This is a genomic window from Kitasatospora sp. NPDC015121 (assembly GCF_055562955.1).
This window is the reverse complement of the sequence record NZ_JBVHEH010000053.1, coordinates 1-15,746: the sequence shown is the minus strand read 5'-3', so window position 1 is coordinate 15,746 and position 15,746 is coordinate 1. Positions and strand designations below refer to the sequence as shown.

13 protein-coding genes are annotated in these 15,746 nt (G+C 62.2%); 11 read left to right on the top strand and 2 right to left on the bottom strand.

The window, feature by feature from the left end; all coding sequences use genetic code 11:
- Positions 1-5: 5 nt before the first annotated feature.
- The 6 genes from ACZ3J7_RS38830 (at position 6) to ACZ3J7_RS38805 (ending at position 7,311) form a co-directional block, all read left to right on the top strand.
- Positions 6-1,394, top strand: a complete 1,389-nt coding sequence (locus ACZ3J7_RS38830; protein WP_317549635.1) for a cytochrome P450 — start codon at positions 6-8, stop codon at positions 1,392-1,394.
- On the top strand, positions 1,391-2,599 hold the full coding sequence (locus ACZ3J7_RS38825; RefSeq protein ID WP_317549634.1) for an NAD(P)/FAD-dependent oxidoreductase: 1,209 nt from the start codon (positions 1,391-1,393) through the stop codon (positions 2,597-2,599). The genes ACZ3J7_RS38830 and ACZ3J7_RS38825 overlap by 4 nt, the downstream gene beginning before the upstream one ends.
- Positions 2,600-2,661: 62 nt before the next feature.
- Positions 2,662-3,432 (top strand): transglutaminase-like domain-containing protein, encoded by a 771-nt coding sequence (locus tag ACZ3J7_RS38820; RefSeq protein ID WP_350835072.1) that lies wholly within the window; start codon positions 2,662-2,664, stop codon positions 3,430-3,432.
- Positions 3,433-3,812: 380 nt separating this feature from the next.
- Entirely contained in the window at positions 3,813-4,649 is an 837-nt protein-coding gene (locus tag ACZ3J7_RS38815; protein ID WP_350835070.1) for an SDR family oxidoreductase, read from the top strand.
- An 85-nt stretch (positions 4,650-4,734) separates the two neighbouring features.
- Positions 4,735-5,760, top strand: a complete 1,026-nt coding sequence (locus tag ACZ3J7_RS38810; RefSeq protein ID WP_350835082.1) for a BtrH N-terminal domain-containing protein — start codon at positions 4,735-4,737, stop codon at positions 5,758-5,760.
- A gap of 996 nt (positions 5,761-6,756) precedes the next feature.
- Positions 6,757-7,311 carry a PaaI family thioesterase gene (locus ACZ3J7_RS38805; protein WP_351645593.1) on the top strand — a complete coding sequence of 185 codons (555 nt, stop codon included), beginning with the start codon at positions 6,757-6,759 and terminating at the stop codon, positions 7,309-7,311.
- Between the two features lie 15 nt (positions 7,312-7,326).
- Here the strand turns inward: ACZ3J7_RS38805 and ACZ3J7_RS38800 are convergent, their stop codons facing one another.
- Entirely contained in the window at positions 7,327-8,880 is a 1,554-nt protein-coding gene (locus ACZ3J7_RS38800) for an MFS transporter (protein ID WP_054827582.1), read from the bottom strand.
- A gap of 124 nt (positions 8,881-9,004) precedes the next feature.
- Between ACZ3J7_RS38800 and ACZ3J7_RS38795 the strand changes: the two genes are divergently transcribed.
- The 5 genes from ACZ3J7_RS38795 to ACZ3J7_RS38775 all read left to right on the top strand — a co-directional run bounded on the left by ACZ3J7_RS38795 (position 9,005) and on the right by ACZ3J7_RS38775 (position 13,658).
- Positions 9,005-9,709 (top strand): TetR/AcrR family transcriptional regulator, encoded by a 705-nt coding sequence (locus ACZ3J7_RS38795; RefSeq protein ID WP_054827583.1) that lies wholly within the window; start codon positions 9,005-9,007, stop codon positions 9,707-9,709.
- Positions 9,710-9,935: 226 nt separating this feature from the next.
- Positions 9,936-10,502, top strand: a complete 567-nt coding sequence (locus ACZ3J7_RS38790; RefSeq protein ID WP_030537383.1) for a recombinase family protein — start codon at positions 9,936-9,938, stop codon at positions 10,500-10,502.
- Positions 10,503-10,511: 9 nt separating this feature from the next.
- The gene (locus tag ACZ3J7_RS38785) at positions 10,512-11,948 is read left to right on the top strand and encodes a Mu transposase C-terminal domain-containing protein (RefSeq protein WP_030537384.1); all 1,437 of its coding nucleotides are present in this window, start codon (positions 10,512-10,514) and stop codon (positions 11,946-11,948) included.
- Entirely contained in the window at positions 11,941-12,861 is a 921-nt protein-coding gene (locus ACZ3J7_RS38780; protein ID WP_155277941.1) for an AAA family ATPase, read from the top strand. The genes ACZ3J7_RS38785 and ACZ3J7_RS38780 overlap by 8 nt, the downstream gene beginning before the upstream one ends.
- Before the next feature lie 149 nt (positions 12,862-13,010).
- Positions 13,011-13,658 (top strand): LysE family translocator, encoded by a 648-nt coding sequence (locus tag ACZ3J7_RS38775; RefSeq protein ID WP_351643318.1) that lies wholly within the window; start codon positions 13,011-13,013, stop codon positions 13,656-13,658.
- A 1,104-nt stretch (positions 13,659-14,762) separates the two neighbouring features.
- Here the strand turns inward: ACZ3J7_RS38775 and ACZ3J7_RS38770 are convergent.
- Positions 14,763-15,224 carry a helix-turn-helix domain-containing protein gene (locus ACZ3J7_RS38770; protein ID WP_050794073.1) on the bottom strand — a complete coding sequence of 154 codons (462 nt, stop codon included), beginning with the start codon at positions 15,222-15,224 and terminating at the stop codon, positions 14,763-14,765.
- Between the last annotated feature and the right edge of the window lie 522 nt (positions 15,225-15,746).

Sequence of the window (15,746 nt, the reverse complement as noted above, 5' to 3'; positions counted from 1 at the left end):
ACAGCATGAAAGTTTCTGAGTCGATCACCGACAAGGTCCAGTCGACCATCCCGATAGGCCTGCAGATCCAGGGCGCTCATCTGTACGACAAGACCCGACGGTGGGTGACTGGAACGAATGGCAAGAAGATCTTCGTCGAAAGTCCCATCCCACCGGTCGAGGATGTCGAGCTCGCCGACATCGACCTCAGTAACCCCTTCCTTTACAGACAAGGGCGGTGGCAGTCGTACTTCGAACGGGTGCGCAACGAGGCACCGGTTCACTACCAACCCAACAGTCCGTTCGGCCCGTTCTGGTCGGTCACGCGCCATGCCGATATCGTGGCCGTCGACAAAAATCATGCGCTGTTTTCCGCCGAGCCGTTCATCGTCATCGGCGTCCCGCCCCGGTTTCTCGATATCGAGATGTTCATCGCGATGGACCCACCACGCCACGACAGACAGAGGGCTGCCGTCCAAGGCGTGGTCGCACCGAAGAACCTCCGGGAGATGGAGGGACTCATCCGATCACGCGTGCAGGAGGTGCTGGACGACCTCCCCTTGAACGAGCCGTTCGACTGGGTTCAGAATGTCTCGATCGAGTTGACAGCTCGGATGCTCGCAACTCTTCTGGATTTCCCCTACGAACAACGCCGCAAACTCGTCTACTGGTCTGATCTGGCAACCTCGATGGAGCAAGCCAACGGTGGGCCCTCGGACAACGACGAGGTGTTTGAAGGCATGCGTGACATGGCCCGTGGCCTCAGCGCTCTCTGGCATGACAAAGCAGCCAGGAGGTCTGTAGGGGAAGAGTCCGGTTTCGATCTGATCACCATGTTGCAGAGCAACGAGGACACCAAGGATCTGATCGATCGTCCGATGGAATTTCTGGGCAACCTCGTACTGCTGATCGTCGGTGGCAACGACACGACGCGAAACTCGATGAGCGGTGGCGTTCTTGCGTTGAACCAATTCCCCGACCAGTTCGAGAAACTGAAGGCCAATCCCGATTTGATCCCCAACATGAACTCGGAAATCATCCGATGGCAAACACCATTGGCGTACATGCGCCGAATCGCCAAAGCCGACACCGTTCTGAACGGACAATTCATCCGCAAGGGCGACAAACTGGTGATGTGGTACGCCTCGGGTAACCGCGACGAACGCGTTTTCGAGAATCCTGATGATTTCATCATCGATCGCGCCAATGCGCGCAATCACATCGCGTTCGGATTCGGTGTACACCGGTGTATGGGCAATCGACTGGCCGAAATGCAGCTGCGGATTCTGTGGGAGGAGTTGCTTCCCCGCTTCGAGAACATCGAGGTCGTCGGCGACCCCGAGTACGTTCAGTCGAATTTCGTGCGGGGCATCAGCAAGATGATGGTGCGCCTGACGCCTACTTCCAGCGCATGACATCGCAACGGGCGATCATCGTCGGCGCAAGCCATGCTGGGGCACAACTGGCAGCAAGTTTGCGCCAAGAGGGTTGGACAGGCGACATCGTCCTCATCGGTAACGAGTCTGCCACTCCCTATCAACGCCCCCCGCTGTCGAAGGCATACCTGGCGGGCAAATGCGTACTCGACGACATCGCCATTCGCAGCACGGACTTCTACTCCAAGCAAGGTATTCAGCTTCTGAACGCGCAGGTGGAGGCCATCGCTCGGTCGGAAGGCAACGTCGTTCTCGACACCGGCGAGAAGCTGGCCTACGACAAGCTCGCGCTGTGCACGGGAGCCCGTCCTCGTCGGCTCACCGTTCCCGGGGCCGATCTCCACGGGGTGTACTACCTGCGCACCGCAGCGGACGTCGAGAGGATCCGTATGGCCACCAGCCCTGGTCGGCGGGTGGTGATCGTCGGAGGCGGCTACATCGGACTCGAGACAGCGGCATCGCTGCGCGTACTGGGCGTACAGGTCACAGTCCTCGAGGCAGCTGGGCGTGTGCTCGAGCGGGTCACTGCCCCCGACGTATCGACGTTCTTCGAGCGGATACATCGCGAGCAGGGAGTCGACATCAGAACGAACGCGATGGTCGAGGGCCTGTCCGGTGACCGTGAGGTTCGTGAAGTCACCTTGGCCAGCGGGGAATCGATCCCCGCAGATCTGGTCATCGTCGGTGTCGGCGTCGAGCCGAACACCGACCTCGCCGCCGATGCGGGTCTTGTCATCGACAACGGCATCGTGATCGACGATCACACTCGGACCAACGACCCCGACATCATGGCGGCGGGGGACTGCGCGAGCCACGACATGGCCCGTTACGGCCGTCGACTACGGTTGGAGTCCGTCTCGAGCGCAGGAGAGCAGGCCAAAGTCGCTGCCTCGACCGCCTGCGGGAAGTCCAGAAAAATCGAAGCGTTGCCGTGGTTCTGGTCAGATCAGTATCACTTCAAGCTGCAGATCGCCGGCCTCAACACCGGATACGACGAAGTGGTTCTCAGCGGTGACCCCACCCGCGACAGTGACTTCAGTTGCTTCTATCTCCAGGCCGGTGAGCTCATTGCCGCCGACTGCATAGGTCGCCCGCGCGAGTTCATGTACAGCAAACGGGTGATCGCCCAGCGACTCCCCGTCCAACGCGAAGACCTGATGCTCGGCGGACTCGCGCGCAACTGACCGATCCTTCGGTCGTTGTGCACACAACAGCAACCGGTTGCTCACAGAAGGAAACATCAGCGATGACCATGACAGACCGCCCGCCCGGGGCACATACGAAGCAGCCACCACACGCGTACCTGGGAGCAACTGACTTCCTCGACATCGAGCACGAATCCGTGCGGGCGTTCACCGCCGCTGCAATCGGGGATGCGAGCAGCGACCGTGACAAGGCCAGACGCCTCTTCGCCGCCGTCCGCGACCAGATCTGGTACGACCCGTACACCGTGTCGGACGATCCGGCCCACTACCGAGCGAGCTTCGTCCTCGAGACCGGGCGCGCTTACTGCGTCCCGAAAGCGGTGCTCTTGACCGCAGTGTGCCGGGCGGCGGGTATCCCGGCACTGCTCGGCTTCGCCGACGTCCGAAATCACCTGCAGACCGAGGCGTTGCGCGCGCTGATGGGCGGCACCGACCTGTTCGTCTACCACGGCTACAGTCGCCTCTACATCGAGGGCCGGTGGTTGAAGGCCACGCCGGCTTTCAATGTCGAGTTGTGCGCTCGTTTCGGCGTGCCACCAGTGGAATTCGACGGCGATCGCGATGCTCTCATGCATGCCTTCACCGCAGACGGAGCCCAGCACATGGAGTATGTCCGCGAGCGAGGAGTCTTCGACGACCTACCCTTGGACGCGATCTTGACGGTGCTTCGGCGCGCCTACGGACCGAAGATCTTCACGGGCGCTCACCCACTCGACGAGGCTTTCACCGGCACACCCGATCGCCGCACCCGGCCGTACGAAAATCCGGGGATCGAAACCCGCCGCGGGGGTCTCGATGAACACAAGCGGTGAGAACATACGCCCTGAACCCCGTATCGCGGCCGACTGCCGATCGGTCGGAGCCCTCTCCGCGACAACCGTCGGTCGTGAACACTCGGACTACCTCGGACACCCTCGAATCGGGTGAGCCGATACCTGCTGGCAGAGCTGTGCCACATGACTCTCTCGTCGGCGTGGCCGTGTCCTGGCCGACACCGGAAGTAACCCGAACAGACGAGACCCGCTCTTCCTCTGGGGTTGCGGCTGCGCGCGATCAACGACCGATCCGAACGCCTCCCCAGGGCCGAGACGCCGCGCGATACCCATATCCCTCTTCCGTGTGCGCAGCTACTACCGCGAGAGCGGGCCGAACGGCGTATCCCGATGTCGCATATCTATGCAAGGAGCGCAGCATGATGAACAACGCACCTCACACCCCCGCCAGGACCGTGGCGATCACAGGTGGAGCTCGCGGCATCGGCTATCAGACAGCGAAGGAGTTGATTCGACGAGGCCACCGGGTCGCCATCGGAGACATCGACGAGACACGTGCGAAGGAGGCCGCCGCCGAACTCGGGGTGAAGGTCGTCACCCGACTCGACGTCACCGAACCTGACTCGTTCACAACGTTTCTGGACCTGGTCGAACGTGAACTCGGACCCCTCGACATCCTGATCAACAACGCGGGCATCATGCCTACCGGCCACGCCCACGAAGAGGACGATGCAGTAACCCGGCGGCAAGTCGAGATCAACGTCCTGGGGGTCATCTTCGGGACCAAACTGGCTCTTCAGCGAATGCTGCCGCGCCGCACCGGACACATCATCAACACTGCGTCATTGGCCGGCGAGCTCGCGGTACCTGGTTTGGCGACCTACTGCGCTACCAAGTTCGCAGTCATCGGATTCACAGAGGCCGCACGACTGGAGTACCGCAAGTCAGGGGTTCGACTGTCCACAGTCCGCCCGACGTTCACCAACACCGAACTCGTCGCCGGAACCGCCGGCGCAAAGGGATTACGCAACGCCGAGCCGGAGGAGATCGCCCGCGCGACAGCAGATCTGATCGAGTATCCACGCCCCTTCGTCCGCGTCACCCGTCTCGCAGGCGCAATGGTCGCGGCGGTGAAATTCGTCCCCCGGCGGTTGGCGACCGGACTGGGTGCGGCCCTGAACACAGATTCGGTGTTCCTCGCGGACGTGGACATGGCTGCTCGCCGAACGTATCTCGACAGAATCCAGAACAGCTGAGCGTGCCGACACGCGCGCTCGACCAGCCACCCGAAAGGCAGCCACAGTGACCCACACGACTCTGATCGAGAACTATCCCCACCGGATGGGAGGGCACTGCGGGTCAGGTGCAATGCGAGACCTTCTCCATTGGCACGGTCTGGGATGGGACGGACCACCCGACGAGGGGTTGGTGTTCGCACTGGGTGGTGATCTCGGTTTGTCCTACCTGCGATCGGCCGACCTGGTCCCACCGATATACCTGGTCGGCCGCGGTGCCGACTTCGAGATCGACTTGCCGCGCAGGCTCGGCGGACAAGTCGAGGTTCTCACGACCGACGATCCCGCTGAGGGATGGTCATGGGTTCGCGACGACATCGATGCGGGACGACCCAGCCTGGTCTGGGCCGATATCGCTGAACTGCCCTACCTACGGGTGAAACTGCAGATGAGTCGCCACGACATCGTGGTGATCGGCTACGACGAGATCGGGGGGACTGCCTCGGTCGTCGACAACGATCGGGCCGACGTGCAGGAGATCCCGCTCGACGCGCTGGCTCGGGCGCGATCCTCCACCTCGTTCCCACAACCGACACGTCACTGCACGTACCGAATCACATGGCCACAGACACTGCCGCCCGTGTCGACTGCCGCGGCCGCGGCCTTTGCCCGATCCGCCGCCAGCATGCGCGTCCCATCGACACCGGGAATAGCCGACCACGTACCAGCGGCCGGTGCCGAAGGATTGGCCGCGGTCGACCAGCTGGCAACCGACGTCAAGAGCTGGGTCGACCTTCCGCCCAATGACCTCGAGACGCTGCTGTTCAGTCTCGGTATCTTCATCGAAAAGGCCGGAACCGGAGGCGGGCTCTTTCGTCGGCTTCTCGCCGACGGCTGTACCGAGATTGCACGTCTGACCGGTGATCCCGCTACCGCAGACCTCGCGGTGGCCGCCGATCACTGCGCCCAGGCCTGGACCGAAACTGCCCGCGCCGGAATGGAACGCGGTCTCGGTGTGCGAACACGCGCAGCTGCGGTGGCCGTGTCGGCTGCCAGACTGCCTGCACTCGAGCTGATCCTGGTGGAGTCCCTGGAGTCTGCTTCACGCTCGCTGTCCGCCATCACGCGATGAGGCGCACCGTCGTTCGATGGCGCGCGGTAAACGGCGCATCGCACTGTGCTGCAGCCGCTGGTGTTGGATCGCCGCAGGCGTGCGGAGGCACCGAACGACCGAAGTTGCCGTACGGAACAGTCGAACGCCTCTCGGTGGACGCTGCATCGATGCCGTGTCGTTGCTCGGCAACAGACCCTGATCCCTGCCCCACGCCGACAACAATTCAGCCGCCGACGGAAGCCCTCGATGTAGCTCGGACCCGGAGAATGCCGTAGACACCGGCGGATCGGTGATAGATCTCAGCGATCGTGTCCCCGACGACCAGCCTGCGGATTTCCCGGTCGGAGGGTTTCCGGCCGTGGTTGTATGTCTGCGCCCGCTGCGCACTCCGCGACGACCTCCATGCAATCTTGGAATTCGATAACGAGGACATCGCGCTGGACGCCCTCCTTCAAGCGTTGGGCGCAACAAATCGACCTCAGAGCACGGTCATCTTGATGCGAGGCGCGCAGGCCTCGCCTGCGGCCGCGGAGCGGCAGAGATTGGGGTCGTCGAAGCATTCGGCCGAGGCAGGTCGGGTGTGAGATAGTTGCATTCGCGAGATGCCCTTCGTGGTGGCTGGAATGTTCCCTAGACAAGAACTATTCTCACACCATCACAGGGCATTTCGTGTTTACGCCCCAGCCAAGGGCAACCTCACCCTGGCAGGGGTCAGGTCACTCTGGTCCCATGCTCATGGCAGACGACATTCGTCGCTCGGATACCGAACCCCGAACGATGTCCACTACAGTTACGGGCAGTCCGCAAACGCGGCCTCAGAATAGTCATCTCCAGGTCCGAAATCCTCGCGGCAAATCACTTCTCTCTTTAAGCTATGTCGGCTTGGTCGATCCTTTAGTGCAGTTGACTTCTGACATAGTGCAGTTTGTCTTTTGAAACTGACAGCGGTGCAGGCCGAGCGCGCGAAGACGCGACAGACTCGGCACAGTTTTTTTCAGACAGAGAGGTCCGACCATGAAGAGAATTCCGGACGAGGTCAGCGGGTCGGCCGGCCCCGCTATCGAGAACTGGGTGCGCTCGTTCTGGGGCACGACTTCCGAGTCGCCTGATTTACCGCCCCACCACCCCGACTGTCTTGGTTGTGGGCCGCAGAACCCGCACGGCCACGCCCTGTCGGTCCAGCGTGACGAGAACGGCGTGGTGGCTCACCATGTGTTCGATCAACGTCATGTCGGGGCACCCGGGATAGCACACGGCGGCGCGGTGGCGACCGTTCTCGACGATCTGTTCGGCTTCCTGCTCTACACAGTGGGTGAGCTCGCCGTGACGCGGCGTCTCGAGCTCGACTATCTAGCGCCGGTTCTGCTCGGCACTCCCTACGTGTTGCGTGCTGCCGTTCGGTCTCGTGATGGGCGCAAACTGGATCTCACGGCCACGATGGACGATGCGCAGGGCCGCTCGGTCGCCACCGCTACTGCCCTGTTCGTGGTGGTCGAGGTCGAACACTTCATGCAGTCCCAAGCCCGAGCTCAACTCCGGGCCACAGACACGAATCACACCGAAGAATAGACACCCTGGCCGACCTCATCGACGTCCATCACCCGCGGTGGCTGTCGTTCGGCTGCGTCTACCTGGCGCAACGACGGCGAGCACGAGTGCCCCAGCGGCGGTCAGGGCCGCCAACGCCAGTGTCGCCTGACCACTTCCATGTACGAATGCGGCTTTGGCGAACTCGGCCAGCGGCTGGCCAGCTGGTCCTGCGCGGTCGGCGACCTGCAATGCGGCGGCCAGAGAATCGGCCACCGGACCACGGGCTGGCTCGGGTAGCTGGGGCAGAGCCGGCTGGATGTGCTGAACGTAACCGGCCGCGAGCACGCTACCGGCTACCGCAATCCCAATCGCGGCACCGATTTCGCGAGCCGCGTCGTTGACCGCGGCAGCCACCCCGTGCTTGGCCTCTGGAGTGTCCGAGACGATGGCGAAAGTCGCAGGAGCGGTACACAACCCCAAACCCGCGCTCATGATGAGCAGGGGCCACAGCAGGTCAGGGTAAGTCGCAGCGACGGTCAGTCTGCTCACCATCACCAGTCCCGCCGCGATGGTGAGCAGACCTACAGTGGTCATCACCCGCAGCCCAACAATGTTCGACAGCCAGGGTGCAATCACCGAGATCACGATGAGCGGCACGACCATAGGGGTCAACGCCAACGCGGCGGTGAGCGGTCCATAACCGAGAATCAACTGCAGATACTGCACCAACAGCAAGAACACCCCGAAGGTCACCAGAAATTGGATACAGACAGACAGCGCGCCGGCACCGAAACCACGGCGGGCGAACAACCGGACATCGAGTAGCGGTGCCGAGGAACGTAGTTCTACGACGACGAACACCACAACTGCGAACAAGCCCACCGCAGTGCTGATGGCGACGAGCGAATCCGACCAGCCACGGGCCGGAACCTCGATCACAGCGAAGACGATCGCCCCGACTGCCACAACTACGGTCACAGCGCCCACCCAATCGACCGGTGGATGCTCCTGCTGGCGGGACTCCGCGATACTGCATGCCAACCCGGCCAGAACCGCTCCGGCGACGGTCAACCCGACGAACACCGAGGTCCACGACCACTGCTCGAGCAGCACTCCAGCCCCGAGGATGCCCAGGACCGCCCCGGATCCAGCAACCCCGGCCCACACCCCTACAGCGCGACCGCGATGCGCCGGTGGAAATCCCGCGGTCAGTATCGACAGCGTCGAGGGCATGACCAGCGCCGCACCCGCCCCAGCCAACGCGCGAGCAGCGATCAGCCACGCCGGGTCAGCAAGAAACAAGGGCAATGCCGACGCGAAAGCGAACAACGCCAACCCCGCCACGAGCACCCCCCGGCGACCGTAACGATCACCGATCGCACCGGCAGGCAGAACGAAGCACGCCAATACCAACGTATAACCGTCGACTATCCAGGTAAGTTGAGCTTGCGTCGCCCCTGTCGCGACCGCGATCTGTGGCAACGCTGAATACAATGCCGCCATTGCGGCCACCACCAACGCGACCGCCATGCACGACACAATCAACATCCACCACTGGGCGCCGCTCCATCGAGCGACGCCGGCAGAGTCGGATCCACGTTCGTTCATGGCCAGCCTCCCAGTTCGAGACCGGTCGTCTCGGTACGAGACTATTAGTATCATAACTCTGTGGGTGTGACAGAATGGTCATGCGAGGAGATATTTTGTCAGTCAAATGGAGCGGAGCCCGTTCATGGTCGACCCTCTCGTTGCAGCCGAGGGCCCGGCCGATCCCCGGCTGGCGCGCTCACGTAACCGGTTACTCGAAGCTGCCGGTCAGCTGCTGTCCACCGGCGGTGTCGAGGCGGTCACCGTGGAGGCGGTCACCCGCATGTCGAAGGTTGCGCGTGCCACGCTGTACCGACACTTCGGAAGTACCACCGACCTGCTCGCGGCAACCTTCGAGCGACTACTACCCCCAGTCGACACCGATATCGATACCGGTCCGCTACGCGAACGTCTGATTTCGTTGCTCACCACCCAAGCCGACCTCATCGACCAAGCTCCGGTGCAGATGACCACGCTGGCGTGGCTGGCAATGGGACCCGTCAACAGCGGCGACGCCAGTCGGCGCGATCTCGATCCTGGCGCGGTGGTCTCACTTCGGGCACGTGTCATAGAGCAATACCGCAAGTCCCTGGATCAGATCCTGACGGCCCCTGACGCCCGCGATGTGCTCGGCGAGCTCGACACCACCTTCGCCCTCATTCAGCTCCTCGGACCGATAGTGTTCGCTCGCCTTACAGGACTGCGTCACATCCACACCGACGACTGCATCCGCATCGTCGACAACTTTCTCGCCGCCCATGCCACAAGTGTCGGATCGAGCACTTCGCGCGACAATAGTCGTACGTGGCCGGCCACGACGCCAGACCCGCAGTTCAACGAAGGCCAGTAAGGCTTGACGGAAAACCACACCATCACTGCGCTAACCAGTCAGGGATCGCGGCGCTCATCGGATGCAACCTAACGTGGGCATAAGAACTCAGAGTTGCAGGAGACTTCTGAAATCGTGCAGCCGACTTCTGAAACTGACACTCTCATCGCTTGATTCGGCGAGTCTTGTCTCATGACTCGTGTCGGCGATCTATGTAAAGCGGGCGGCGTTCGCGTTACGCTGAGGCATGGCCACGATCGGTTACGCCCGCGTCTCGACCCGAGACCAGAATCCGGACGGCCAGACCGATGCACTCGAAGCGGCAGGCTGCGACAAGATCTTCGTCGAACACGCATCCGGCACCCTGGCGAAAAGGCCGGCGCTGACGGAGGCCCTTGGGTATCTACGCGAGGGCGACTCGCTCGTGGTGACAAAGCTTGACCGGCTCGGCCGATCGGTCCGAAACCTCAAACAAGTCGCGGACGAGCTCCAGCAGCGTGGGGTCGGGTTGAAGGCCCTGTCGCAGGGCATCGACACCACCACTCCGGGTGGCCGTTTGTTCTTCCACATGCTCGCGGCGATCGCGGAGTTCGAGCACGATCTCATCGTGGAACGCACTCACGACGGCCTTGCGGCCGCCCGTGCCCGCGGGCGCAAGGGTGGCCCGAAGTTCAAGATGACGCCGACGAAGATCCGGCAGGCCCGGGCGATGTATGACGAAGGAGGCCACACCGTGCAGGAGATTGCCGACACGTTCGGGGTGTCCCGGCCCACTATCTATCGGCACTTGGCCGAGCACGTCGAGCGGGCCTGACGAGGGATCATGGCGCACCTCAGCGACCGGCAGAAGGCCGAGCTTGTGCGCCAACACCAGGACGGTGTGCCGTGGACGCGTCTTGCGGAGCAATCCGGCGTTGCGGTGCGGACCTTGCAACGGTGGGCAGCTCGGATGGAGACGGGACGGCTCGCGAGAGCAACTCGCAGCGATAAGGGATCGACTCGCACTGCCGCCGAACTTGTCACCGCAATCGAGGCACTTGCTGTGCGCCGGCCCGCGCCGACGATCGCGTATATCCACCGTCGCATCGGTGACATCGCCCGGGACCGCGGATTGCCGACCCCGGGATACACCACGGTCCGCGAGATCGTGCACGCGCTCGACCCGGGCCTGACGGCCCTCGCGGACGGCGGGGACGCGGCGTACCGCGACAAGTTCGAGCTGGTCTACCGCCGCACGACCTCCGCGCCGAATGAGCAGTGGCAGATGGACCACACCCTGCTCGACGTGATGATCCTCAACGACCGGCAGCAACCCGTCCGACCCTGGCTCACAATCGTGCTCGACGACTACTCGCGAGCGATCGCCGGCTACGCGCTCGGCGTCTCAGCACCCACGGCCGAGCATTCCGCACTGGCGATCCATCAAGCGGTCGCTCGGAAACGAAACCCGAAGTGGGTGGTATCCGGGCTCCCGGACGTCCTCTACAGCGATCACGGGTCCGATTTCACCTCGACCAGGATCGAACACGTCTGCCTCGACCTACACGTGCGCCTGATTCACTCCCGGGTCGGCGTTCCGCAGGGGCGCGGCAAGATCGAACGGTTCTACCGCACCATCACGACCGAGCTGCTGCCGCACCTGCCCGGCTTCATCCCGCACGGCACCGGCGGTGCACCCGTCAGCGACCCCACGCTGACCTTGCATCAACTCGATGACGTGCTCGAGCGATTCATCGTCAACGAGTACAACGAACGACCACATTCAGCGACCGGCGCAGCCCCGCATAATCGCTGGCGCAGCGACAGCTTCATCCCTCGAATGCCCGCCCACCCGGAAGACATCGATTCGCTCCTGCTGACTGCCGCGGCAACGCGACGTGTGCAACGCGACGGCATCCGCTTCGCATCGACCCGATACATCTCACCGGTCCTCGCCGCATACGTCGGCGAAGACGTCACGGTGCGGTACGACCCCCGCGACCTGGGCGAAGTGCGAGTGTTCCACGACAACACGTTCTTGTGTCGCGCGATCGCCCCCGAACGCTCCTCCGAGACCGTGTCCTTCACCGACCTGCAGGCGGCGCGCAACACGCAACGCCGCGCCCTGAAACAGCAGCTCCGCGAGCTCACCACTCACGCTCGCTCACTACCTGAAGACACCCGCCACCGCCCCGAGATACCGCCGGTACCGGAGAGCGCACCCGACCGCGCAACGCCGCCCCCGGCCCGACACGGATTGAGGACCTATGCCAATGGCTGAGCCAGACGACGGCAAACCTCGCTCCGTGCTCTTCGAACCAGGCGACGACGGGCGCCGGTTCCTCAGCGGGTACTTCGACGAATTCAAGGAGGCAGCGCCACCGCACGCAGACACGCGGGCGGCGTTCGTGACCACGCGGGAGCATCGCCGGTTCCAGGAGTTCGCAGACACCGTCCGCTCCCACCGTTACATCGGGCTTTGCTACGGGCCACCCGGGATCGGCAAGACGCTCTCTGCTCGCCACTACGCTGGCACCGACGAGTGGGAGCAGTGGCACCCGCTCTCGCGCAGCACCGGTGCCCTGCCGCCCGTGCCCGAAGCGGTTCAACGAAGCAGAACCGCGTTTTTCACCCCTACCGTCGCCGCGACCATCAAGCAGATCGATCAAGGCCTGCCCCGGGCCTGCCAGCACATCTCCTGGGCCATCGACTACGCTCAGCACGGCCACGTCGACCCCTACGTTCACGCCGAATCCCAGCACAGCGGGAACACCGAGCTGCTCATCATCGACGAAGCCGACCGGCTCAAGACCGCAGGCCTCGAACAAGTCCGCGACTTCTATGACCGCCACCGAATGGGCGTCATCCTCATCGGCATGCCCGGCATCGAGAAACGCCTCGCCCGCTACCCCCAGCTCTACAGCCGCATCGGCTTCGCCCACGAATACCGGCCCCTCCGCAGCGACGAACTCACGGCCGTCGTCGCGCAGCGCCTCCCGGACCCCGACCCTGACGACGCAGGTCTCGCGCACACGGCAGCTCTAGCCGCGATCGTCCGCGCGACCAACGGGAACTTTCGCCTCGCCGACCGGCTCGTCACCCAGGTGAATCGCATCCTTGACATCAACAAGCGCACCCACCTCACCCCGGAGGCCGTTGACGCCGCCCAGGGGGCTCTCCTCATCGGGCGCTAAGCGCAGCTGAGACCATGACGTCCGGGCCCTTACATAGACAGAGGCCACCCCGTCCGATTCGATTGGCTGAGTTCACGGAGTGGAAGACTGAGTGCAGCTCGGCATCGAGGGGAAGCCTCCTCGCAACCCACCACAAGAAAGAAGCGTGCATGATCTCGTTGTCCGCCGCCGTCGGCATCGCTCTCATCGAGCTCGGCCTCGCTCTCACCCCCGGGCCGAACATGATGTACCTGGTCTCTCGCAGCATCAGCCAGGGATGGCGTGCCGGAATGATGTCGACGTCCGGCACGGCCGTTGGCTTCGTGGTGTACATGGTGATGGCCAACCTGGGATTGGCGGCAGTGTTCCTCGTCGTGCCGTGGCTGTTCATCGCACTGAAGGTCGCGGGGGCCGTCTACCTTCTCTGGCTCGCCTACAAGACACTTCGCCCGGGCGGGAAGTCGCTGTTCGAGACCAACGATCTTCCGCGTGACTCGTTCGGCAAGCTCTTCCGCATGGGCCTACTGACGAACCTCCTCAATCCGAAGGTCGCGATCCTCTACCTGGCGCTCATCCCGCAGTTCATCGACCCCACCGCAGGCAGCATCGTGGCCCAAGGATTCCAGCTCGGCGCGATCCAGATCCTCGTCGGCGTTGCCGTGAACGGCGCGATCATCATCGCCGCCGGATCAGTCGCCACGTTTCTACAACGCAAGCCGGCCTGGATGCGGTGGCAGAAGTGGGTCACGGGCACACTCCTGGGCGCAATCGGCGTGAAGCTTGCGATTGATGCCCCGGCGCCCGCTGTGGCCCCATAGCGGCCGCCACTTCGCCTGTCGGATGGCGTCTAAGAGCGTCCAGTTCCTGCCGGAACATCCACGTTCGCGCTCTCATCCCGGGACATTTAGCACCGCGAAAAGAACGTCACCTACAACTGCTATCTACAAACTGGGGATATACATGCTTCACAGAAGCGTCGAATACCGATCGGTTTTCGACCAAACTGGGCTCGTGCCTACGCACATGTCCAGTAACCGTTCGAACGCTGCTGGATCCAAACCTCCCAAACAGTCCGTTGCCTGGCCCTCTACCCTTTCACTATGCACCTCCCAGCACCTAGCTTCGCTTGTCCATCCGGAAAGACGAACCGCCTACAAGTACCGACAGTGCTCCCACAGCCCGAAAAGATCAATCCATCTATCCAGTCTCGAACCGATAGATTCCTGAATGACAGCGAGAAGCTACTGTTACCTGATCTCACAGCACTATCCAGCTCCACAGCCCTTTCCCTAAATGTAGGGATCCCTTTGAATACGCCGCTGCTTCAGAAACCCGACCTGGATCAATACGCATTCCTACTCGCAGAAAGAGTAAAGCAAATTTCCGGGAATCAGCTTGCAAGCGTATGGTGCACAAAAAGGAATTCAAAAATATCCACGATTTCAATTGACTCAGCCATCCCTGCGCAATCATCCAACATCGGCCAAACGGCAACACTGATAACTCGCAGGTCGTATACAAAAGAACAATTCAAAAACGAAATCCCGGACGCAATCTCCGGACTGAAACCCATTCAAGATGGGCCTGTCGCGTTGCATATATCTTACGTGACCGGGTTGCCGCGCACTTGGGCAAATCTATGGAAACCAACCATCGATGGGTTGGGCGGATTACTCGGTACACGTAACTCGTCAGAACCGCGGAAGGTAGACGCTGGTCGCATAGTGCAACTTGCCCTACATCACCGATCTGATGGACCGGAGCTGGGACATAGTGTACAAATCACTGTAACGGCGTCTTCGATCATGCCAATCACCCTTTGATGCCATCCCCTCAAATAGCGGCCTCAAATTGCGCGAATTTATCAAAGAATAAGAAACATACAAAAACCAACATTCTTAAAAAATCGAAACCTTATTCTTTCATGGGCCGCACTCTGCGCTTTCGATTGGAGGTACATCCGGGTGGGACCAGAATATCCAGAATCCGTTTCCAGTAACCACAGGGCAGCCCTCTGCGTGGCGCAGACGCTCAGCCATCTCAATGACAATACCCATCGACCTGTCAGAAAGTCCGTCCGCTTGAGCGAGGAGTCTCCGTAAAGGTACTTGGTCGAGACGTTCGATCACTTCCGACGCCGTCGGAAAATCAGGATTAACGGCGGGAAGATAGAAATAGTCTTTGTCGACACCAAAGAAGTCGGCGAGTATCGCCACGATCTCCGGAGACGGATTCGAACGCTTCCCTCGCCGCAACTGCGAAATATACGGATGCGAAATTTGGTGACCTCGGGCATTGAGCGCGTCCGCCAGCTGCACTTGCGTAATCGGGCAGCCGATCCGCGCCGAGTGGTCGAACAACGCATTCAACTGATCACTAAACATTTGGTCCTCACAGCGAAAATTAAGGGACCCGTCTCGGAAAGTAGGGACAACATGGGATCATAGTGGCTCTTCCCAGATGAGGGTGTAGGTCGGCCGGGCGCGTCGGTCCGCAGGTAGACGTCGAGGTCTCCCGACGATGGAGGTTCCTACGCCATCCATCCGAAAGACCTCGACGTGACCGACGCTACCCCGCCGGCCGGCTTCGGCCGCCCTGACCTGACCGCCTTCGCGTCTCATCCCAATCGACCCTGATCGAGTCTGCTGACCCCCTCGACGAGAACGCAGCGACATCACAGCCACCCAACCCCGACCGTCCGGGAAGCCGGGACACGTCACATGGCCTGTGCTGCGGGCGTGTCGAGTGGGTCGTCCAGGGGCGACGCAGGAGCGTCGACGCGACGTGCTGAGAGGTGGTTCCAGTCGAGCGCTAGGACACCGGCTACAGGCATGGCGATAGGTCAGGAACGGCGTCGCTCCCTACGCAGGAGGGAGCGCAGAGTCTCGGCGTTCGCGTAGCCGACC